This window comes from Methylobacterium sp. WL7 (assembly GCF_008040085.1).
Taxonomy (GTDB): domain Bacteria; phylum Pseudomonadota; class Alphaproteobacteria; order Rhizobiales; family Beijerinckiaceae; genus Methylobacterium; species Methylobacterium mesophilicum.
Map to the genome: position 1 here is coordinate 35,348 of NZ_VRVG01000006.1, position 20,392 is coordinate 55,739.

17 protein-coding genes are annotated in these 20,392 nt (G+C 69.6%); 10 read left to right on the top strand and 7 right to left on the bottom strand.

Features of this window, described 5'->3' with window-relative positions; genetic code table 11:
- The first annotated feature begins 49 nt into the window (after positions 1–49).
- From FV233_RS03015 to FV233_RS03035, 5 genes are all read left to right on the top strand, one after another.
- Entirely contained in the window at positions 50–1,360 is a 1,311-nt protein-coding gene (locus tag FV233_RS03015; RefSeq protein ID WP_147853613.1) for an ABC transporter substrate-binding protein, read from the top strand.
- A 53-nt stretch (positions 1,361–1,413) separates the two neighbouring features.
- On the top strand, positions 1,414–2,370 hold the full coding sequence (locus FV233_RS03020) for a sugar ABC transporter permease (protein WP_147853614.1): 957 nt from the start codon (positions 1,414–1,416) through the stop codon (positions 2,368–2,370).
- Positions 2,371–2,459: 89 nt separating this feature from the next.
- The gene (locus FV233_RS03025) at positions 2,460–3,305 is read left to right on the top strand and encodes a carbohydrate ABC transporter permease (RefSeq protein ID WP_238259939.1); all 846 of its coding nucleotides are present in this window, start codon (positions 2,460–2,462) and stop codon (positions 3,303–3,305) included.
- A 119-nt stretch (positions 3,306–3,424) separates the two neighbouring features.
- Positions 3,425–5,044, top strand: coding sequence for a dihydroxyacetone kinase subunit DhaK (locus FV233_RS03030; RefSeq protein ID WP_147896572.1), 1,620 nt, complete (start codon positions 3,425–3,427; stop codon positions 5,042–5,044).
- 144 nt (positions 5,045–5,188) lie between these two features.
- The gene (locus tag FV233_RS03035; RefSeq protein WP_187277906.1) at positions 5,189–6,145 is read left to right on the top strand and encodes a D-2-hydroxyacid dehydrogenase family protein; all 957 of its coding nucleotides are present in this window, start codon (positions 5,189–5,191) and stop codon (positions 6,143–6,145) included.
- A gap of 2 nt (positions 6,146–6,147) precedes the next feature.
- Here the strand turns inward: FV233_RS03035 and FV233_RS03040 are convergent, their stop codons facing one another.
- Genes FV233_RS03040 through FV233_RS03055 form a run of 4 tightly spaced genes read right to left on the bottom strand, consistent with a single transcriptional unit; the run spans position 6,148 to position 10,197 of the window.
- The gene (locus FV233_RS03040) at positions 6,148–7,251 is read right to left on the bottom strand and encodes an ABC transporter permease (RefSeq protein WP_147857115.1); all 1,104 of its coding nucleotides are present in this window, start codon (positions 7,249–7,251) and stop codon (positions 6,148–6,150) included.
- A complete protein-coding gene (locus tag FV233_RS03045; protein ID WP_147896573.1) occupies positions 7,248–8,171 on the bottom strand; it encodes an ABC transporter permease subunit in 924 nt (307 codons plus the stop codon). Before FV233_RS03045 ends, FV233_RS03040 begins: the two co-directional genes overlap by 4 nt.
- Positions 8,168–9,757 (bottom strand): peptide ABC transporter substrate-binding protein, encoded by a 1,590-nt coding sequence (locus FV233_RS03050; RefSeq protein WP_147896574.1) that lies wholly within the window; start codon positions 9,755–9,757, stop codon positions 8,168–8,170. Before FV233_RS03050 ends, FV233_RS03045 begins: the two co-directional genes overlap by 4 nt.
- Positions 9,758–9,759: 2 nt before the next feature.
- Positions 9,760–10,197 carry a heme-binding protein gene (locus FV233_RS03055; RefSeq protein ID WP_147855491.1) on the bottom strand — a complete coding sequence of 146 codons (438 nt, stop codon included), beginning with the start codon at positions 10,195–10,197 and terminating at the stop codon, positions 9,760–9,762.
- A gap of 212 nt (positions 10,198–10,409) precedes the next feature.
- Between FV233_RS03055 and FV233_RS03060 the strand changes: the two genes are divergently transcribed.
- Complete coding sequence (locus FV233_RS03060; RefSeq protein ID WP_246689890.1) at positions 10,410–11,378, top strand: hypothetical protein; 969 nt, start codon at positions 10,410–10,412, stop codon at positions 11,376–11,378.
- A 56-nt stretch (positions 11,379–11,434) separates the two neighbouring features.
- Here the strand turns inward: FV233_RS03060 and FV233_RS03065 are convergent, their stop codons facing one another.
- Both FV233_RS03065 and FV233_RS03070 read right to left on the bottom strand, forming a co-directional pair.
- Positions 11,435–12,469: an alpha/beta hydrolase gene (locus tag FV233_RS03065; RefSeq protein ID WP_147855493.1), complete on the bottom strand. Its 1,035-nt coding sequence runs from the start codon at positions 12,467–12,469 to the stop codon at positions 11,435–11,437.
- Positions 12,470–12,544: 75 nt separating this feature from the next.
- Entirely contained in the window at positions 12,545–13,609 is a 1,065-nt protein-coding gene (locus tag FV233_RS03070; protein ID WP_147896576.1) for a WcbI family polysaccharide biosynthesis putative acetyltransferase, read from the bottom strand.
- A 194-nt stretch (positions 13,610–13,803) separates the two neighbouring features.
- On the opposite strand from FV233_RS03070, the gene FV233_RS03075 reads away from it, so the two are divergent.
- From FV233_RS03075 to FV233_RS03085, 3 genes are all read left to right on the top strand, one after another.
- Positions 13,804–15,135, top strand: coding sequence for an MFS transporter (locus FV233_RS03075; protein ID WP_147896577.1), 1,332 nt, complete (start codon positions 13,804–13,806; stop codon positions 15,133–15,135).
- Between the two features lie 739 nt (positions 15,136–15,874).
- The gene (locus tag FV233_RS03080; protein ID WP_147896578.1) at positions 15,875–16,444 is read left to right on the top strand and encodes a hypothetical protein; all 570 of its coding nucleotides are present in this window, start codon (positions 15,875–15,877) and stop codon (positions 16,442–16,444) included.
- A 313-nt stretch (positions 16,445–16,757) separates the two neighbouring features.
- Positions 16,758–16,964 (top strand): hypothetical protein, encoded by a 207-nt coding sequence (locus FV233_RS03085; RefSeq protein ID WP_246689891.1) that lies wholly within the window; start codon positions 16,758–16,760, stop codon positions 16,962–16,964.
- A 166-nt stretch (positions 16,965–17,130) separates the two neighbouring features.
- On the opposite strand, the gene FV233_RS03090 is transcribed toward FV233_RS03085, so the two are convergent.
- Entirely contained in the window at positions 17,131–18,996 is a 1,866-nt protein-coding gene (locus tag FV233_RS03090; protein ID WP_147896579.1) for an ABC-F family ATP-binding cassette domain-containing protein, read from the bottom strand.
- 319 nt (positions 18,997–19,315) lie between these two features.
- Here FV233_RS03090 and FV233_RS03095 point away from each other — a divergent pair, with 319 nt between their 5' ends.
- Positions 19,316–20,383: an HD domain-containing phosphohydrolase gene (locus FV233_RS03095; RefSeq protein WP_147896580.1), complete on the top strand. Its 1,068-nt coding sequence runs from the start codon at positions 19,316–19,318 to the stop codon at positions 20,381–20,383.
- Positions 20,384–20,392: the final 9 nt, after the last annotated feature.

Genomic DNA, 20,392 nt, shown 5'->3' on the forward strand with positions numbered 1-20,392 from the left:
ACGAACCGCGTCCCGGGGCGCGCCGATCCATCCAGGGAGTGACGCCACGATGACCAGACTCGACCGCCGTTCCCTCCTGGCGGGTGCCGCCGCGACCGGCCTCGCCGCCGGCAGTGACCTGCTGGGCTTCGCCCGGGCCTGGGCGCAGACCGCCGAGTGGAAGCCCGAGCCCGGGGCCAGCCTGTCGGTGCTGCGCTGGAAGCGCTTCATCCCCAGCGAGGACGAGGCGTTCCTGCGGATGGTCGACGCCTTCACCAAGGCGACCGGCGTCAAGGTGTCGGTCACCAACGAATCCTTCGACGACATCCAGCCGAAGGCCTCCGTCGCCGCCAATACCGGGCAGGGCCCCGACATGGTCTGGGGCCTGTTCTCGTTCCCGGCCCTGTTCCCGGACAAGTGCCTGCCGCTCGAGGACGTCGCCGAGTCGCTGGCCAAGAAATACGGCCCGTGGTTCCCGTCGGCGGAGGCCTACGGCAAGGTCAAGGGCAAGTGGATCGCGATCCCGGTGGGCTTCAACGGCGGATACCCGAACTACCGCATCTCGGCCATGCAGAAGGCCGGGTTCAGCAAGTTCCCCGAGGATACCGCCGGCTTCCTCGAACTGTGCCGGGCCCTCAAGAAGAACAACACCCCGGCCGGCTTCGCCCTCGGGCACGCCACCGGCGACGCCAACACCTGGTGTCACTGGGCGCTCTGGTCCCATGGCGGCAACCTGGTCGACGCCAACGAGAAGATCGTGATCAACTCGCCGGAGACCGCCAAGGCGCTCGAATACGTGAAGTCGATGTACGAGACCTTCGTGCCGGGCACCGTGTCCTGGAACGATTCCTCCAACAACAAGGCGTTCCTGGCGGGCGACCTGTACCTCACCCATAACGGCATCTCGATCTACGCCGCCGCCAAGAAGGACAACCCGAAGCTCGCCGAGGACATGGACCACGCGGTCTGGCCGATCGGCCCCGCCGGCAAGCCCACCGAGTTCCAGCTCGCCTTCCCGATCCTGGCGTTCAAGTACTCGAAGGCGCCCAACGCCTGTAAGGCGTTCATCGCCTTCATGATGGAGGCGTCGAACTACGGTCCCTGGATCGAGGGGGCGCAGGGCTACCTGTGCGAGCCGCTGTCGAACTACCCCAAGAACCCGATCTGGACGAGCGACCCGAAGAACGCGGTCTTCGCCGAGGCGGGACGGCGGTCGCTGGCGGCCGGCGGTCAGGCGCCGGTGAGCGAGCGCATCGCCGCCGTGCTCGCCGACTTCGTGGTGGTCGACATGTTCGCCAGCCACTGCACCGGCCGGGAGGACGTGAAGACCGCAATCCGCAACGCCGAGCGGGCCGCCCAGCGCATCTTCCGCAACACCTGAACGGCTGCAGGCCGCGGGTGTCGTACCCGCGGCCCTGATCCCGAGGCGAACCCATGGCGCACACGGCCCTGACACAGCCCGCTCCACTCGCGGTCCCGACCCGCTCGGCCTGGCACCGCCTGCGTGCCAGCCGCGGCTGGGCGGGCTTCTGGTTCATGCTGCCGACGGCGCTGATCCTCGGCCTGTTCCTGGCCTACCCGCTGCTCAAGGGGATCTGGCTGTCCTTCACCAACACGCGGATCGGCCGCGAGGGCACGTTCATCGGCCTGGAGAACTACGCCTGGCTCTGGGACGACGACGTGTTCTGGCTCTCGGTGTTCAACACCTGCCTGTACACGGCCGTGGCCTCGGTGGTGAAGTTCGGCGTCGGGCTCTACCTCGCGCTGTTGCTCAACAAGAACATGCCGTTCAAGTCGATCGTCCGGTCGATCGTGCTGATCCCGTTCGTGGTGCCGACCGTGTTATCCGCCATCGCTTTCTGGTGGATCTTCGACAGCCAGTTCTCGATCATCTCGTGGTCGCTGCGCCATCTCGGCGTGATCGACGGCAACATCGATTTCCTGGGCGAGCCGAGCATGGCCCGCGCCTGCGTGATCTTCGCCAACATCTGGCGCGGCGTGCCGTTCATCGCGATCACGCTGCTGGCCGGGCTGCAGACGGTCTCGCCCTCGCTCTACGAGGCCGCGACGCTGGACGGCGCCTCCAACTGGCAGATCTTCTCGCGCATCACCCTGCCGCTGCTGACGCCGATCATTGCCGTGGTGATGACCTTCTCGGTGCTGTTCACCTTCACCGACTTCCAGCTGATCTGGGCGATGACCCGGGGCGGCCCGGTCAACGCCACGCACCTGATGGCGACCCTGTCGTACCAGCGCGGCATCCTCTCCGGGACGCTGGGGGAGGGCGCGGCGATCGCCACCGCGATGGTACCGTTCCTTCTCGCCGCGATCGGCATCTCGTGGTTCGGCCTTCAGCGCCGGGCCTGGCAAGCCGGGGGAACCGACCGATGAGCGCACCCGCTCCGCCCGCCCATGCCGACCCGCGCCTCGCCTCCGTCGTGGCGGCCCGCCCCGCCGGGCTCACCGACGACAGCGAGGGGATGGCCTACCTGGAGCGGCTGCCGCGGCGGCTCGTGACCACCTACCTGCCGCTCCTGATCATCCTCGCGGTGCTGCTGTTCCCATTCTACTGGATGGCGCTCACGGCGATCAAACCGGACGAGCAGCTGATCGACATGGAGCGGTTCAACCCGTTCTGGGTCGTGGACCCGACGCTCAAGCACATCAACAAGCTGCTGTTCGAGACGCAGTATCCGCGCTGGCTCTGGAACACGATGTACGTGTCGGTGGCGGCTACGATCCTGTCGCTGTTCGCCAGCGTGTTGGCCGCCTATGCCTGCGTGCGCATCCGCTTCAACGGCGCGGGCTGGGTCGGCGCCGCGATCTTCCTCGCCTACCTGGTGCCGCCCTCGATCCTGTTCATCCCGCTCGCCACGATCATCCAGGCCTACGGCCTGTTCGATTCGCCGATCGCCCTGATCCTGGCCTATCCGACCATCCTGATCCCGTTCTCGACCTGGCTCCTGATGGGCTACTTCAAGACCATTCCCTACGAGCTGGAGGAATGCGCGCTCATGGACGGCGCGAGCCGCTGGCAGATCCTCACCAAGATCATCCTGCCGCTCGCCTTCCCGGGCCTGATCTCGGCCGGCATCTTCTCGCTGACGCTCTGCTGGAACGAGTTCATCTACGCGCTGACGTTCCTGTCCTCGACCCAGAACAAGACCGTGCCGATCGCGGTGGTCAGCGAGTTCGTGGACGGCGACGTCTACAAGTGGGGCTCGCTGATGGCCGGCGCCCTGCTCGGCTCCCTGCCGCTGGTGATCCTCTACTCGTTCTTCGTCGAGTATTACGTCTCCGCGCTCACCGGCGCCGTCAAGGAGTAGCGGCTTCGCTCCGGAAAAACGTACCGGCGGCCATTGTGCCGGGGCCTGCGATTGCTCAGACAATCCGCGCCGGCGCCGCGGTGTGAGAGCTGCGGGCCGAGATCGCGGAAGGTCACGCCATGGCCCACTTCATCGAGACCCGCGCCACCCTGGTCGGCGACGCCATAGCCGGGCTCCTCGCGGCCAGCGGCGGTCGCCTGGCGCGGCTGGACGGCGACCCCGACATCCGCGTGGTGCTGCGCGCCGACCTGGATGCGGACAAGGTCGCGGTGATCTCGGGCGGCGGCTCCGGCCACGAGCCGGCCCATGCCGGGTTCGTCGGGCCGGGCATGCTGAGTGCCGCGGTCTGCGGCGACGTCTTCGCCTCGCCGAGCGTCGATGCGGTCCTGGCCGGGATCCTGGCGGTGACCGGGCCGGCCGGGTGCCTGCTGGTCATCAAGAACTACGCGGGAGACCGGCTGAATTTCGGCCTCGCGGCCGAGCGCGCCCGGGCCCTCGGCCGCAAGGTCGAGACCGTCATCGTGTCCGACGACATCGCGCTCCCGGCGGCCAAGCAGCCGCGCGGGGTGGCCGGCACCCTGTTCGTGCACAAGGTCGCGGGACACGCGGCGCGGGCGGGCGCGTCGCTGGAGGCCGTCGCGGCGCTCGCCCGCCGGGTGGCGGATTCGGTGCAATCCCTGGGGATCGCGGTCTCGACCGCGACCATCCCGGGTTCGCCCCGGAGCGAGCGCCTGGCGGAGGGGCAGGCGGAACTCGGTCTCGGAATCCATGGCGAGCCGGGGGTCGAGCGCATCGCGCTGCCCGGCGCCGCCGAGCTGGCCCGGCTGATGACCGAGCGCTTCTCCGCGACCGGGCCGCTGGCGCTCCTGGTGAACAACCTCGGCTCGGCCACCGCCCTGGAGATGCAGGTCCTGACCCAGGCGGTGCTGGCTACCGATCTCGGCCGGCGGGTGCGGCTGCTGCTCGGGCCGGCGCCGCTGATGACCGCGCTCGACATGCACGGGGCATCGTTGTCGATCCTGCCGCTGGACGACGCGATCGAGGCGGCGCTGCTGGCGCCGGTCCCCGTGCCGGCCTGGCCCGGTGCGGTGCGGGTCGCGCCGCCGGGCCTGCGCCCGCTTCCCGCAGGGCTCGCGGGCGAATCCTTCGCGCCGTCCCGCGATCCCGCGGTGGCCGCGCGGCTCGCCGCCGTCACGCGGGCGCTCATCGCCTCGGAGGGCGCGCTCAACGCCCTGGACGCGAAGGTCGGCGACGGGGACACCGGCACCACCTTCGCCGGCGCGGCGCGGGCGGTGCAGGCGGACATCGACCGCCTGCCGCAGGCCGATCCGGCGGCCCTGTGCCGCGCGCTGGCGGAACGGATCGGCCGTGCGGTCGGCGGTTCGAGCGGCGTGCTGGCCTCGATCTTCTTCGCCGCGACCGCGTCCGCCCTCACCGACGGCGCGTCCTGGCCTGATGCGCTGGAAGAGGGCGTGGCCCGGGTCCAGGGCTACGGTGGTGCCGGCCCGGGCGACCGCACCCTGCTCGATGCGCTGATCCCCGCGCTGGTAGCCCTGAAATCGGACGGCCTCGACGCCGCCTCCGCTGCCGCCCGCGCGGGCGCCGCCGCCACGGCCCGGATGGACCGCGCCGCCACCGGCCGGTCGAGCTACCTCTCTGCGGCGGATCTCGCAGGCGTCGAAGATCCGGGAGCGGCCGGGGTTGCGTTGGCGTTCGAGGCGTTGGCGGCAGCTGGTTGAACGGCGCTGGTGGGCCCGCAAGTCTTTCGACCGCGATCCCTCAACCGTCGTTGAGGCCTTTCGACAGTTCCGGAAGCGTCAGGGCATTCGCGAACACCGCGCCTGCGCGAGCGTTGCAGCTTCTGAAGCTGGAGAGCGGCCACCGTGCGAACCTGCCTGATCCTCGACGATTACCAGGACGCGGCGCTCGGCCTCGCCGACTGGGCGCGCCTGGCCGATCGCGTCGCCGTTTCGACCATCACCGATCACATCGCGGATCGGGGCGCCCTCGTGTCCAGGATCGACCAAGCCGAGATCCTGGTGATCATGCGCGAGCGCACGCCGTTTCCGGCGGATCTGTTGGAGCGGTTGCCCCGGCTGAAGCTGCTGGTCACCAGCGGCATGCGCAACCTCGCGATCGACGTTGCGGCGGCGCGGTCCCGGGGCATCACGGTGTGCGGCACCGAATCGAGCCCAACGCCGCCGACCGAGCTGACCTGGGCGCTGATCCTGGGCCTCGCCCGCCACCTTGCGGTCGAGAACCGGAATCTTCGGGACGGCGGCCCGTGGCAGAGCACGATCGGGACCGATCTGGCCGAGGCGACGCTCGGTATCCTGGGGCTGGGCAAGATCGGTGCGCGCGTCGCCGAGATCGGCCGCGCCTTCGGCATGCGGGTGATCGCCTGGAGCCCGAACCTCGACGAGGCCCGGGCCGCCTCCGCCGGGGTCGAGCGTGCGCAGTCCAAGGACGCCCTGCTCGAGGCAAGCGACGTGGTCACCATCCATCTGGTGCTCGGGGAGCGCACCCGGGGCCTCCTGGGCGAGGCCGAGCTGCGCCGGATGCGACCGGGCGCGATCCTGGTGAACACGTCGCGCGCGCCGATCGTCGATCAGGCGGCCCTGGTCCGGGCCCTGGAGGAGAGGTGGATCGGGGGAGCCGGGATCGACGTGTTCGAGACCGAGCCGCTGCCGGCCGACAGTCCGTTCCGGCACCTCCCGAATGTCCTGGCGCTGCCGCATGTCGGCTACGTCACGCGCAACAACTACCGGACGTTCTTCACCCAGGCGGTGGAGGATATCGAGGCGTGGCTCGCCGGCTCGCCGATCCGGCAACTGGGGTGAGGCTAGTCGGCCCTGGGGTCGACCGCATCGGCCAGGCCGTCGCCGAGCAGCGTCAGGGCCACCAGTGTCGTGATCAGGAAGGCGGCTGGGCCGGCCAGCATGTGGGGTGCCGACTCGATCGCCCGGGCGCCCTCGGCGATCAGCACCCCCCAACTCGTCTGCGGCTCCTGAACGCCCAGCCCGAGGAACGAGAGAAAGCTCTCCAGCAGGATCACCTGCGGCACCAGCAGGGTCGCCGCCACGGCCACCGGCCCGAACGTGTTCGGCACGATGTGGCGGAAGATGATCCGCGGCGTGCCGAGACCGAGGGCGCGGGCGGCGCGGACGAAGTCGCGCTCGCGCAGCGACAGGGTCTGCGCCCGGACGATCCGGGCCATGTCGAGCCATTCCACCGCGCCGATGGCCCCCAGCATCAGCGTCAGGCTCGCCCGGAAGAACACCAGCAGGAGGATGACGAAGAACACGAACGGCAGGGCGTAGAGCACGTCCACCAGCCGCATCATCACGGCGTCGACGGCGCCGCCGACGAAGCCGGCCGTCGCGCCGTAGCCGACGCCGATGAGCAGCGCGACCAGGGTGGCGGTGAGGCCGATCAGGATGGAGACCCGGCCGGCGACGAGGCAGCGGGTGAGCAGGTCGCGGCCATGCACGTCGGTGCCGAGGGGGAAGTACAGGCGCCGTACCGGCACGCGCACGACCAGACGCGTCCCATCCTGCGAGCCGTCGACGACCCGCGGCTCGCCGAACAGGTCGGAGCGCGGCAGGTAGACGAGGCTGCGCCGGTCGAATGCGCCCGCGGAACCCAGCGTCAAGGCGACGCCGTCGCCGTCGCGCTCCACGTCGTCGAGGCGGGCCCGCATCCGGAAGGCGAGGCGTTCGAGGGCCGGGCGCAGATGCTCGGAATCCGGCTGCGCCGTCATGCCTGCCGGAAGCTGGCGCAGGTCCGGATAGGCACGGACCGGATCGTGCCCGGTCAGCGCCGGCCCGAACAGGCAGGCCAGCGCGATCAGGGCGAGCGCGGCCAGGGCGGCCATCGCCACCCGTTCGCGGCCGAGCCGGAACAGCGTGCGCGCCGCCGGACCGGTGGTGATGCCGCCGCCGCTCATGCGATCCGCCTCAGGCGCGGATCGAGCCAGGCGCAGGCGAGGTCGGCGATCAGGTTCAGGGCGATCACCAGTACCGCAACCACCAGGACGGTGCCCATCACCAGCGTATAGTCGCGGTTGAGCGCCCCCTCCACGAAGTAACGGCCGATGCCGGGCAGGCCGAAGATCGTCTCGACCACCACGGATCCGGTGAGCAGGGCGGCCGCCAGCGGGGCCAGGTAGGCGACCACCGGCAGGAGCGCGCCGCGCAGCGCGTGCCGGGTGACGCGAACGGGCGGCAGCCCGAGGCTTCGCATGGTCCGCACCGGCTGGGTTCGCAGGACCTCGCCGAGCGAGGCGCGGGTCAGGCGTGCCAGCGCGCCCACCTGCGGCAGCGCCAGGGTCACCACCGGCAGGATCAGGTGGCTCGGCGCGCCGCCCTCCCAGCCGCTCAGCGGCAGCCAGCGCAAGGTCAGCCCGAAGACGATCTGCAGGAGCGGCGCCACCACGAAGCTCGGCAGCGACAGGGACAGCGCCGCGCCGAGGCCGAGGACCCGGTCGAGCGCGCTGCCGCGCCGGAGCGCCGCCACGGTCCCGAGCCCGATCCCCAGGCAGGCCGCGAGCGCCAGGGCGAGGGCGCCGAGGGTCGCCGAGACCGGCAGCCCCCGGGCGATCAGGTCGCGCACACTTTGATCGCGGAACGAGAAGGACGGGCCGAGATCGCCCTGCGCCAGGGCCGCCAGGTAGCCGCCGAACTGCACGATCAGCGGCCGGTCCAGGCCGTAGACCCGGCGCAGATTGTCCATGGCGGCCGGCGCCAGCGGACGCTCCAGGTCGAACGGTCCCCCGGGCGCCAGCCGCATCAGGAAGAAGCTCACGGCCACCACCGCGAACAGCGTCGGCACCGACTGCGCGAGGCGGCGCAGGACGAAGCGGATCACGCGTCGAGCCTCATGAAACGGGTCGGCGCGGCGTTGCGCAGGTTCGGGACGTAACCGTGAAGCCGTGGTGCGATCAGCGCCTTCGAGCGGTAATGCATCAGCGGGATCCAGGGCAACTCGCGCAGCGCGATGGTCTCGGCATCGCAGAGCAGGTCGGCCCGGCGGGCGAGGTCGCGCTCGCCGGCCGCGCGGGCCAGCAGGGCGTCGTAGGCCGCGTCGGACCAGCGGCCGGCGTTCAGCCCATCGTTGCCGCTCTGCAGTAGAAACAGAAAATTCTGCGGGTCGGAATAGTCGGCGATCCAGGCGTAGCGGGCGACGTCGAAGCTGCCGCCGTCGCGCAGATACGCGAAATGCGTCTTGGCGTCGGTGTAGACGAACCGCGTCTTGATCCCGAGGTCGCGCCACATCTCGGCCACCGCCACCGCGGTGTTGCGGTTGTTGTCGCTGACGTTGAACCGGTATTCCACGGTGAGCGGCCGGCCGGGCCCGAAGCCGGCCTCGTCGAGCAGGAGGCGCGCCTGCGCCTCGTGGTCGATCGGCAGGCCCAGGCGCCCCGCGGTCTCGGGCGGCGTCCGATAATTGTCGATGCCCGGCGGGCACAGGGAATAGGCCGGGCTCATGGTGCCACCGTAGAGCCCGTCGGCGAGGTATTCCCGGTCGATGAGCAGCGACAGGGCCTGGCGGACCCGCCGGTCCGAGAACGGCGCCTTGTGGGTGTTGACCACCAGGGTTTCGAGCCCGAGCGACGGACCGAGGACCACCTGCGTGCCGAACCGGCGGCGCAGGTCAACGATCTGGTCGGCCGGGAGCTGGGACAGCGAGTCGAGTTCCCCGGCCGTGTAGCGGCGCACTGCGCTCGACAGGTCCGGTGTCGGCAGGAAGGCGACGCGCCGGATCGCGACCGCGCCGGCCTCGGGATGGTGCGGGTTGACCTCCAGGGTGATCGCGCCGCCCGGCACCCGGTCGACCAGCCGATAGGGGCCGTTGGTCACAAAGTTGCCCGGGCGGGTGAACGCGTCGCCGTGGCGCTCGATCGAGGCGCGGTGTACCGGCAGGGCGGTCTGGTGGGTCAGGAGTTCGAGGACATACGGCGTCGGCTGTTCGAGGGCGATCCTGAGCCGGAACGGCCCTTCCGCCGCCACCCCGAGTGCGTCGCCGGCCGCCTCGCCGCGGTTCACCGCCGCCGCCCCCCGGACCGGGAACAGGATCTCTGCGTATTTCGCCGCCGTGGCCGGGGCCAGGATACGGCGGAACGCATAGACGAAATCGTCCGCGGTGACGGGTTCGCCGTTCGACCATCGGCCGTCCGGACGCAGGTCGAACCGGAAGGTCAGGCCGTCATCGGAGACGGTCCAGGACCGGGCGGCGCCCGGGATGATGGCCCCGTGATTGTCGTAGGTCAGGAGGCCGTCGAACAGGTCGCGCAGGATGTGCGCTTCCGCCACCGTGGACGAGCGGTGCGGATCGAGGGTCTCGGGATCGGCGTCGTTGCCCCGGCGATAGAGGCCGGGTTCGCCGGCGCGGGCGGGCCGCGCGACCGCGAGGGCCGCGACGCCGGCCAGCCACGCGCGCCGGCGGATCGCCATCCTCAGGCGCCGGTCTCCGGCACCAGGCCGGCGGCTTCGATCGCCGCCACCGCGCAGATCTCGTCGTTGTCGGAGGTATCGCCGGAGATACCCACCGCGCCGAGCAGCCGCCCCTCGCGGGAGCGGATCAGTACGCCCCCCGCCACCGGGACGAGCGCGGCCGGGCCGGCGACGTGGCTCACCGCGGCGACGAAATAGGGCTGCGCTTCGGCCCGCGCATGGATCGCCCGGGATCCGAGCCCCAGCGCCAGGGCGCCGTTGGCCTTGCCGCAGGCGATCTCGGCCCGGCGCAAAGACGTGCCGTCCTCGACCGAAACGGATTTGAGCGCGCCGCGGGCATCGTACACCACCACCGCCATCGGCTTCAGCCCGCGGGTCCGGGCCTCGCGCAGGGCGGTATCGACGATGCTGCGGGCGGCCTCGAGCGTCAGGTCGATCATCGGAATCCAGGGGCTGTCGCCGCTCCGCGCGGCTGTCCGATCCTTAACGGATCGATAAGGGACCGGTCCACCACGCGGCGATGCGCGTCGTCTCAGCGGACGCGCTCGACGGCATGGCGCCTGAACGGCCCAGGCGTTTCCGCTTGTTTCCGGCGCCATCGGGCGGCATGTGTCGGCGCCGCCGACAGGCGCATCGGGAGCAGGGCCGAACTTTGTCTCAGGCAGGCGCGCGCGGTATCGCGGTTGGGCGGGACGGCTGGCTGTTCTGGGTCGGCCGCTCGAACGAACTGGTGGAACTGTACGCCGATTCCCCGGCAACGCGCCGCCTGCTGCGCCGGTGGGTGCGACTGGTGGACGGCCGCGTCCGCCGGGCGGAGTCCCTGGGCGCGCGCTACGTCCACGCGATCGTGCCCGAGAAGATCGCGATCCACGCCGACACGCTGGACCGGCCGTTCCCGGGCTTGGCCGATCCGCCCGGCGCGCGCCTCGGCCGCCGCCTCGCGGCAGAGACCCGGGCTGACCTGGTCGATCTCTACGCGCCCCTGCGGGCGGCGCGGGCCGAAGAACCGGTCTACCTGCGCACCGACACGCACTGGAACCATCGCGGCTACATCGCGGCCTACCGGGCGTTGTGCGAAGCGCTCGCGGTCGCACCGGCACCGCACGTCCTCGACGCCACCGGCCAACCCGCGCGCTTCGTGTTCGATCTCGGCGGCAAGCTGAAGCCGCCGGTGGACGAGGCCTACTTCGCCCACGAATTCCCCCGGCGGGCCCAGCGCAGCGAGGCCAACGCCCTGGTGCGTCTGCGCGAGACCGGCCGGGTCGCGGGCCGGGGCGGCTTCTTCGTCGGATCGCGCGCCGTGATGCGCAATCCCGAGGCCGCCGATCCCCGGCGCATCGTCCTGTTCGGCGATTCCTACGTGTTCGACCAAGGGCCGCGCCTCACCGCGATGCTGGCCGAAAGCTTTCGCGAGGTACACGCGATCTGGTCCGCCGAGATCGATTGGGCCTACGTCGCCGCCGTCAAGCCTGACCTCGTGGTCTACGAGATCGCCGAGCGCTTCCTCCGGCGCGTGCCGACCGACCGCTTTTCAGTCGATGCGTTTGCGGAGCGGCGGGTCCGGCGCGAGCTGAACCCCACTGTGCTCGACCGGCTGCGCGCCCTCCTGCGCCTGCGCTGACGCGCACAGCACCGCCCGACGCGTATCCCGCCGGCCTTGGGGGTGACGTGCTCGCATCACGCCGGCGGCAATGGCGGCGCCCAGGTGAGGTTCTGCTGGAAGGTGTCGTAGTCGGCGATCATGTCGTCCGGCCGCTCGAAATGCGGGAAGGCGCCGGTCGGCAGCGTAAGGACGCGCCAGTTCGGCCGGCCCGCGACCCGCGGCGCCAGGCGGTAATCCACGAAGTCGCCGCGCCGCCCGTGGGCCATCCAGACCGGATGCCGCAACGTCTCGTAGAGACGCGTCGTATCCGTCGGGAACAGGTGGCCGGCGATGAAGCAGTAGGGGGCGTGCTCGGCACCCGGCTGGTGGGCCGAGGCGTAATCATACGCGAACAGGCCCTCGTCGATGTCCTTGGAACCGAACGTCTTTTGCAGGAAGAAGCGCATGCTCGGCCGGGAGGCCAGCGCGTCGAACAGGGGCCGGCCGAGGGGCGGCCGGTCCAGCAGGTCGCGCAGTCGGTCGCGTCCCCGATGGCCGTCCGGAGGTCCGTCGCCGGAGAGTCGCGCATCGAACCCGGTGGGGCTGATCAGGCCGAGGCTGCGGTAATCCTCCGGCTGCTCGACAGCCGCTCGGGCGAGGTAGGAGCAGGACAACGACAGCGCCATCGCGTCGATGGCGCCAACGGAATGCCGTTGCCGGATCTCGGCCACGGCCGCACGGATCGCCTCCACCATGAGGCGGGGCGTGTAGAGGCGGCGCGACCGCTCGGAGAACCCGAAGCCCGGCAGGTCCAGTGCGTAGACCGGACGGGTCTGGCGGTAATGCAGGTAGAGCGGACGGACCTCGTAGGCGTTCGCGGCCGCGTTGATCGAGTGGATCAGCAGGAGCGGCACGCCCTCCCGGTCCGCCGTCCCATACAGCGAGAGCGCGCCGGCGCGCATCGTCGCCAGCGTCTCATGCCGGCCGGGAAGGGCGGGCGGCAGGTCCATACGGCGATCGACGGCGAACCGGCTCCAGCCGACCAGGCCGGCGGCCGAGCCGAGACCGGTCAGGAGCGTCGCGATCCCGAACCGACCGGCGCGTGACTTCTTACGTGGCTGACGGCTCATCGGGGCTCCAGAACCTCGGTCGGGCCCGACCCGGACCGCGCGAGCGCCGGAGGAGGGGGAAACTAGGCCGTCGTATCAGGATGCGTGGCCGGCCAGGCTGTTGGAGGCCAGCGCCGGGGACCGTCCGGAGGGGCGGATCGGGCTGATGTCCCGCCCCGCGGCCTCACGGAAGAAGTCCACCGTCGCCGGATCGTTGCGCCAGTCCTGGACGCGCCGCGAGACCAGGGCCTCGCGCGGGCGCTTGTCGTAGTTCGCGTAGGCCGCCGCAACGAATTCCGGCCGCGTCATCGTGCGGGCGGGGCCCGAGCGGCGCGTCTCGGCCTTGAAGAAGAGCGCGCTGCCGGGAATGCCGTAATGCGCGGCGATCTCGGGATAGACCGGCCAGCTGCCCTGGCCGCCGAGGTCATCGGGTACGAACGCGTCGAGGTCGCATTCGGGATAGGCGACGCCGGACTTTGTCAGCAGCCCGCGGGCGAGATCGGCGACCACGTAGAGCTTGGTGTGGTTGATCGAGTGCATGAAGCAGCCGCGGCGCGCCCAACGCGTCAGGTGCGTGTCGAGATCGTACTGCGCCTGCGCACCGAGCCCGCGCAGGTAGGCGACCGACTCGTTCCAGAGATCGAAATAGCCCAGCCGCTCGAAGACCGGTTCGGCGAACAACCGCAGCGCCTGCGCCTGCGAGAAGCCGGCCAGATAGGCGTAAAGCGTGATCGCCGAGTGCGAATGCCCCATCGGCCCGGAGATCAGGCCGTTGAGCGAGACGGCATCCTGCACGCCGACATGGATCAGGTCCGGATGGTAGGCGCCGAACACGATGGTCGGGATCAGCCGGACCTTCGGGTGCGTCCGAAACCGGTCGATCGTGCCGCCGTCCTTGAACCGGGGCAGGTAGATGCTGGAATAGACGTGATCGTAGGCGTCGGCATGCGCCATCAGGTCCACGAGCTTCGGGAAGCGCCGGGTGACCGTGAAGGCCGAGACGAAATCCACATGGGCGTCGGGCAGCAGGAAACGCAGCACCTTGGCCATGGAGCCGGCCTGGCAGACTCCAACCACCAGGATGCGGGGCGAGCCCGTCCGCTTCTTCCCGATCTGCGCAAGCCGGTGCCGCGCGCGCCAAAGGCTATCCACCGTCAACATGCCGCTTCTCTCGCATGTCCGCGGGCCGCGGGCAAACCGCCCCGACGGCTCGGGGGCGGCTATCGGCGCGTATCGCGACCGGCAAGCAACACCTTCCGTGAGGCTATGACAGTCACGCGAAGTTGTCGTGTGCCAGGACTGGTGGTGGGGCCGTACCTGATCCAAGCCGAGCTGATCGAGCCGGGAGGATTAAGATGGCCCCGACAAACGTGCCGGATCCCATTTCGGACATCGAGCGGGCGACCCTGCGCAGGGTCACCTGGCGGATCCTGCCGTTCCTGATGCTCGCCTACTTCATCGCGTTCGTGGACCGGGTGAATGCCGGCTTCGCGGCGCTGCAGATGAACCACGATATCGGCTTGTCCGCGGCGCAGTTCGGATTGGGCGGCGGCCTGTTCTACGTGTCCTACGTCCTGTGCGAAGTGCCGAGCAACCTCGCCATGGAGCGGTTCGGCGCCCGGATCTGGATCGCCCGGATCATGATCACCTGGGGGCTGGTGTCGGCGGCCATGGCGTTCGTGGTCGGGCCGACCTCGTTCTACGCGGTCCGCCTGCTGCTCGGCGCCGCCGAAGCGGGCTTCTTCCCCGGAGTGATCCTCTACCTCACCTACTGGTTTCCCCGCGCCTATCGAGGCCGGATCGTGGCCGTGTTCATGGTGGCGATCCCGATCTCGAGCTTCCTCGGCTCGCCGATCTCGGCCTCGATCCTCAACACCGACGGGATGCTGGGCTACCGCGGCTGGCAGTGGCTGTTCATCCTCGAGGCGGTTCCGGCGGTGCTGCTGGGGATCATCGCGTTCGCGGTCCTGCCTGACGGCCCCGGCAAGGCGCGGTGGCTCACGCCGCAGCAGAGCGCGTGGCTGCAGGATCGGCTGGCCGCCGAGCGGGCCTCCGTCGTGCCGGGCGAGGCGGCACCGGCCCGGCATCTCTCGGTCTGGCAAGTGATGCGCAATCGCTACGTGCTCGCCGCCTCGCTGATCTACGCGGGCGCCTCCGGGGCCAGCCAGTGCCTGTCGCTCTGGCAGCCGCAGATCATCAAGTCGTTCGGGCTGACGAACCTGGAGACCGGCCTGCTGAACTCGATCCCGTTCGGCATCGCCTCGGTGCTGATGATCCTGTGGGGTCGCTCCTCGGACAAGCGGCGGGAGCGGGTCTGGCACACGGCAATCCCGCTGGGCCTACTGGCGCTGAGCCTCGCCGCCTCGATCGCGACCACGCAGCTGCTGCCGACGATCCTGATCCTGTGCCTCGCCGTGACGGCGACCTACATGGTGAAGGGCCCGTTCTGGGCGCTCTCCACCGAATGGCTTTCGGCCGGGGCGGCGGCGGCCGGCATCGCGCAGATCAACGCGATCGGCAATATCGGCGGGTTCATCGGCACCTACCTGCTCGGCGTGATCAAGGATGCCACCGGCAGCTATCCGCTCGGCCTGTTGCCCTTGGTGGTGCTGTCGGGAGCGGGCTGCCTGCTGGTCTTGGGCCTCGGCCGTGGCCGGCAGCGGGGCGTTGCGCCGGTGCGGGCCTGACCGGGCGTACCGGCCGGCACCGATTCGCTGGCCAATGGACTTCGCCGGGCGGATGACGGGGTTTCGCCGTCGATTCGTCCGCCCGCACAGCCGTGTCGACGGCATTGCTGTGAAATTTGTGTGTCCGCTCGCGGTCTCCTCACGACGCAGAGACGCCCGCTGAATTTTGCAAGACGATCAGTATCGCGCGCGCCACCGATTTATAGCGCGTTCGAGGTGCATGATCGTACGGCGGGAAAGAATATCTGTGCGGCGTTGTTGCATATTCCGGCCCGAGTCTCGCAACGAACGCACCTGTTGACACGGCAATGCTCGGCCGTTCTTATTCCTGTGCCTGAGGCATGACGCTTCAGCGGTGCCCTCCCTCGGCGATGATCGCTTTCGGGAGGTATACGCGAGTTGCTCGCGCACCCATATATTGAAAGTTGATAGCGCTCAATCGATTGAGATTTTGATCGCGCTTAACAGTCTATATGGCCCCCAAGGCCAGGTTTGATTGGTGTCCGGGATAATTCTTGATGCCATGAAACGACGCTGCCAGCTCACAGGCTGGCAGCGTCGCCAGCCAGGCGACGACGAAGATCGAAGTCTTGCGACGGATTGAGCCCTCTAGAGTCAGATAAATGGCCGTCTGAGCAGCGAGGCGAAATGATGAGCGCTCAGACTCCAGAAACCGGGTTGAAGGTTTGAGGAAAGTCTTTGTCAGCCGGTGTTCAGCTCACCACACGGAGCCCGTAAGATGTTCGCTGTCAGCCCCGTTGCGTCTGCCTCTGCCGCCGCGTTGAAGCCGCAGCTGGTCGATGCGCCGGAGCGGATCGCGTCCGTGATGGCAAACCAACCTGCAATGCCGGCGGCGTTCGATCCGAGGACGACTTACGCGCTCACGGCCGATGCGGTCCTGTCGCTGGTCCGGACACGCCAACCTGCTCCGGACGCCACCGCGCCTCAGCCGCAGCACGCCGGCGAGACGCGCGCGGCCGAGACTGTGCGCAGCGACGTCGTGACCGGATCACAACCTTCGAGTGATCCTGTCCCGACGGCGACCGCGTTGGATCGCTCGATCGCCGATAGCAAGACGGTCCGGCAGGTCGAAGAAGCCGCGAAATGGGATGCTTACCTTTACAGCATCACGCATATCGACAGCAGCATCATGGCTGCCATCAGCTTCTATCTCATGTGCAACGACGTTCATTATCAGAATTTCAAGGCCGAGCATCCGAGCACGGATATTCATTGGATCAACGTCGACAACAAGAAGATCGTTTCGCTGTGGCCGAAGGTGACGGATCAGTGGTTTCCGCCGCGCTGATGCCGCCGTCCGGGCCGGTCGGCTGCGTGCTCGAACGGCCTTCGACGGGCGCCGTCCGCCAGGGATCCGGTTTCCGCCGTCCGGCCTGAACCAGACTGCAGCGGTTCCGCGCGAAGCCGCCGCGGGCAGAGCGGCGGCAGCATGGTCCGCAGATGCGCCGCGAAGGCCCGGGCCAGCGCTGCTGCGCAGCGTTCGTCGCAGCGGATCACGAGGCCGAACTTCGGCCGGGGCGGCAATCCGGCGTCCGCTGCAGCAGCGCTTCGCCTCCCTCGGTGACCTGCACGGCTGCGGCCTGCTTCAGGAGATGGAGATCGTGGCCGACCGCCGGACCAAGGTGCCGGCACCGGAGCTGGGTGATGCGATCACGCGGCGCCGCCTGGATTTGGGCCTCAGCATGAACATCGTGCAACTGCCGGGTATGGGCGGCGTGTTCCGCATCGCGCCGCCGCTGACGGTGCCGCAGGCGAAGATCGATCAGAACGTGGACATCCCGGTGCGCGCCCTCGAAGCCTCAGTCTAGGGCGCCCAGGATCGGGATCCCAAAGGGCGAGCCCTTTGGCGGGGTTCGGGGGCGGAGCCCCTGAGGCATCGGGCCAAGCCCGGCACCAGGGCTCTGCCCTGGACCCGCAAAAGGTCGGAGACCTTTTGAAACCAGGACTTTCGTGATCAGTCTTGGAAGCAGTGCCTCACGCCGCCTCGATCTCGGCGCTGACGTTCAGCCACTCCTCCTCGGCGGCAGCGAGGGCGTCCGCCGCGTCGGAGCGCATCTTGGCGATCTCCCCCGCCTTGGCCGCGTTCTCCCGAAAGGCCGTGCCGTCCTCGAGCGCCGCGTCGATCTTCTGGATCGCCGCTGTGAGCTTGGCCATGCGCGCCTCGATCCCTTCGAGCCGCTTGCGCAGCGGCGCGAGGGCGGCCCGGCGCTCGACCCCGGCGCGGCGCGCCTCGGCCTTCTGGCCGCCCGCGGGCTCCGCGTCGCGCGTCTCCTCGCGCTCCGGTCCGGACAGGACGAACCGGCGGTAATCGTCCATGTCGCCGTCGAAGGTCTTCACGGTGCCGTCGGCCACCAGCCAGAGGCGATCCGCGCAGGCCTCGACCAGGAAGCGGTCGTGGCTCACCAGGATGACGGCGCCCTCGTAGTCGTTGATCGCCTCGACCAGGGCCTGGCGGCTCTCGATGTCGAGGTGGTTGGTCGGTTCGTCGAGGATGAGCAGGTGCGGGCCGTGGAAGGCCGCGAGCCCCATCAGCAGGCGCGCCTTCTCGCCACCGGAGAGTTTCTCCACCGGCGTGTCGGCCTTGTTGGCGCCGAAGCCGAGCCGGGCGGTGGCCGAGCGCACCTTCGCCTCCGGCACGTCCGGCATCAGCGTCCGCACATGGGCGTAGGCGCTCTCGGCCGGGCGCAACTCGTCGAGCTGGTGCTGGGCGAAATACGCCACCTCCATCTTGGACGACCGCCGCATCTCCCCGGCGATCGCCCCGAGCCGGCCGCCGATCAGCTTGCAGAAGGTCGACTTGCCGTTGCCGTTGGCGCCGAGCAGCGCCACCCGGTCGTCGGGCGCGAGGTTGAGGTCGAGCCCGCTGAGGACGACGCGGTCGCCGTAGCCGGCCTTGACCCGTTCCATGGAGACGATCGGGGGCGAGAGCGGCTTTTCCGGGCTCGGCAGGTGGATCACCGGCACGTCGTCCTCGATCAGCGCGGCGATCGGCTCCATCTTGGCCAGCCGCTTCACCCGGGATTGCGCCTGCCGGGCCTTGGTGGCCTTCGCCTTGAACCGGTCGATGAAGCTCTGCAGATGCGCGCGCTCGGCATCCTGCTTCACCTTGGCCTTGGCGAGCAGCATGCGCTTCTCGGAGAGCTGCTTGGCGAAGCTGGTGTATCCGCCGCGGTAGATCGTCAGCTTGCCGCGGTCGAGATGCAGGATGTGGTCGACGCTGGTGTCCAGCAGGTCGCGGTCGTGACTGATGATGATCGCGGTGCGCGGGTAGCGCTCCAGGTAGTCGTAGAGCCAGAGCGTGCCCTCGATGTCGAGGTAGTTGGTCGGCTCGTCGAGGAGCAGGAGGTCGGGTTCCGAGAACAGCACGGCGGCAAGCGCCACGCGCATCCGCCAGCCGCCGGAGAAGTCCGCGCAGGGCCGCGCCTGGGCGGACGCATCGAAGCCGAGCCCGTGCAGGATCGCGGCGGCGCGGGCCGGCGCCGAATGCGCGCCGATATCGACCAGCCGGGTCTCGATCTCGGCCCGGCGCAGGCCGTCGGCATGCTCGGCCTCCGCCATCAGCCGGGCTCGCTCGGTGTCGGCGGCGAGCACCACCGCGTGCAGCGTTTCGGGGCCGGCCGGGGCTTCCTGGGCGACCGCGCCGATGCGCATGCCCTTGGGCAGGGAAACGGACTTCGCGTCCACCGGCAGGTCGCCGAGGATCGCCTTGAACAGCGTGGTCTTGCCGGCGCCGTTGCGCCCGACGAGACCCACGCGCGCGCCCTCGGGAATCGAGAAGTTCGCGGAATCGAGGATCAGGCGATCGCCGATGCGGTAGGTGAGGTCATGGACGCGCAGCATGGCGGCGTTCTGGCGGTCCAGACGCGGGGAGGCAAGCACCCTGACGCTGTGGCTGCGCCCTGGAGGCCCGGGCGAGCCGACGCAGGACCCCATCGTCGATCAGCGGGCGCGATAGCGAAATCGGTAGAAGCCGCTTTAACGGAATCGCATGACTCTCCGATGATTGTGCGAAGTCTCTCCGGTGACTGTGCAGCGTCCGTCGTTCGAACCGATCAATGTCCGTTTTTAGGCGGTAATACCGTCGCGGGCCCGGGGCCTGGCGTCGGATGCAAGTCTGCCGGGGTGCGCGCCAGTTGGGCGCCGTGATGGGAGAGGTGTTTTGGGTCGCACCGTGATCCTGACTGACGATCTCGGCCGCGGCGAGCGCCTAGCGCGCAATCTGGGCGGCGGCCCGAGCCTCGTCCTCCACGACCTCTACGGCGATGCGGAGCCGCCCCGGGGGGCGGACCTGGTGATCAGCGATGTCAGCGCGCTGACTTCCGACGCCGTGCTGCGCCTGCGCCGGACGCTGGCCGTGGCGCGCGACAAGGCCACGCCGTTCCTGGCGCTGATCCACGGCAATCTCGGGCGCGGCGAGATCCAGGCGACCGCCCTCGGGGCCACGCGGATCCTCCCGGCCTCCGCGGCCAACGCCCTGCTGGCCAGCGCCGTCGCGGCTTTGAGCGCGGCCGGAGGCGGACCCGATGACGGCGTCGCGCTGCGCCGCCGCGCCGACGAGGCGCGGTCCGCCTTCCGGGCGATCTTCCGTGCGGACACGACGCCGGCGGCCGCCATCGTCGATGCCGGCACCACGATCATCAACCGGGCGATCCGCGAGGCGAAGGTCCGCGACTGGCTGAACGTGGTGGCCGGCTTCGACGACGTGACCCACCGGCACTGCCTGACGGTCGCCGGCCTGGCCGCGGCCTTCGCGCAGAGCCTGGGCCTGAACGAAACGGATACGCATCACCTGACCAAGGGCGCGCTGCTGCACGATATCGGCAAGGCCCGGATCCCGCTGGCGATCCTGAACAAGCCCGCTCCGCTCAATGCGGCGGAGCGGCTGGAGATGGATCGGCATCCGGCCATCGGCTACGACATGCTGGCGGATGGCGGCTACGATGCCGGAACGCTGGCCGTGGTCCGCTCGCATCACGAATATCTCGACGGCTCCGGCTACCCAGACGGGCTTCGGGCACAGGAGATCCCCGACCTCGTCCGGCTGATCACGATCTGCGATATCTTCGCGGCATTGATCGAGGCCCGGCCCTACAAGGCGCCGAAGCCGATCCAGGAGGCCTACGCGATCCTGGGAACGATGGGCCCCAAGCTCGATGCCGACCTCCTGCGGGCGTTCCGCCAGGTGGTGGTCGCGTGCGACCAGACGACCCTGCGCGCCTCGGCCTGAGGCGCGCCG

What these genes read in the sequence shown, in the direction of transcription:
- FV233_RS03015 (WP_147853613.1), top strand. Translation starts at nt 50, where the DNA reads ATGACCAGACTCGACCGCCGTTCCCTCCTGGCGGGTGCCGCCGCGACC.
- FV233_RS03020 (WP_147853614.1), top strand. Translation starts at nt 1,414, where the DNA reads ATGGCGCACACGGCCCTGACACAGCCCGCTCCACTCGCGGTCCCGACC.
- FV233_RS03025 (WP_238259939.1), top strand. Translation starts at nt 2,460, where the DNA reads ATGGCCTACCTGGAGCGGCTGCCGCGGCGGCTCGTGACCACCTACCTG.
- FV233_RS03030 (WP_147896572.1), top strand. Translation starts at nt 3,425, where the DNA reads ATGGCCCACTTCATCGAGACCCGCGCCACCCTGGTCGGCGACGCCATA.
- FV233_RS03040 (WP_147857115.1), bottom strand. Translation starts at nt 7,251, where the DNA reads ATGAGCGGCGGCGGCATCACCACCGGTCCGGCGGCGCGCACGCTGTTC.
- FV233_RS03050 (WP_147896574.1), bottom strand. Translation starts at nt 9,757, where the DNA reads ATGGCGATCCGCCGGCGCGCGTGGCTGGCCGGCGTCGCGGCCCTCGCG.
- FV233_RS03055 (WP_147855491.1), bottom strand. Translation starts at nt 10,197, where the DNA reads ATGATCGACCTGACGCTCGAGGCCGCCCGCAGCATCGTCGATACCGCC.
- FV233_RS03065 (WP_147855493.1), bottom strand. Translation starts at nt 12,469, where the DNA reads ATGAGCCGTCAGCCACGTAAGAAGTCACGCGCCGGTCGGTTCGGGATC.
- FV233_RS03070 (WP_147896576.1), bottom strand. Translation starts at nt 13,609, where the DNA reads ATGTTGACGGTGGATAGCCTTTGGCGCGCGCGGCACCGGCTTGCGCAG.
- FV233_RS03075 (WP_147896577.1), top strand. Translation starts at nt 13,804, where the DNA reads ATGGCCCCGACAAACGTGCCGGATCCCATTTCGGACATCGAGCGGGCG.
- FV233_RS03080 (WP_147896578.1), top strand. Translation starts at nt 15,875, where the DNA reads ATGTTCGCTGTCAGCCCCGTTGCGTCTGCCTCTGCCGCCGCGTTGAAG.
- FV233_RS03090 (WP_147896579.1), bottom strand. Translation starts at nt 18,996, where the DNA reads ATGCTGCGCGTCCATGACCTCACCTACCGCATCGGCGATCGCCTGATC.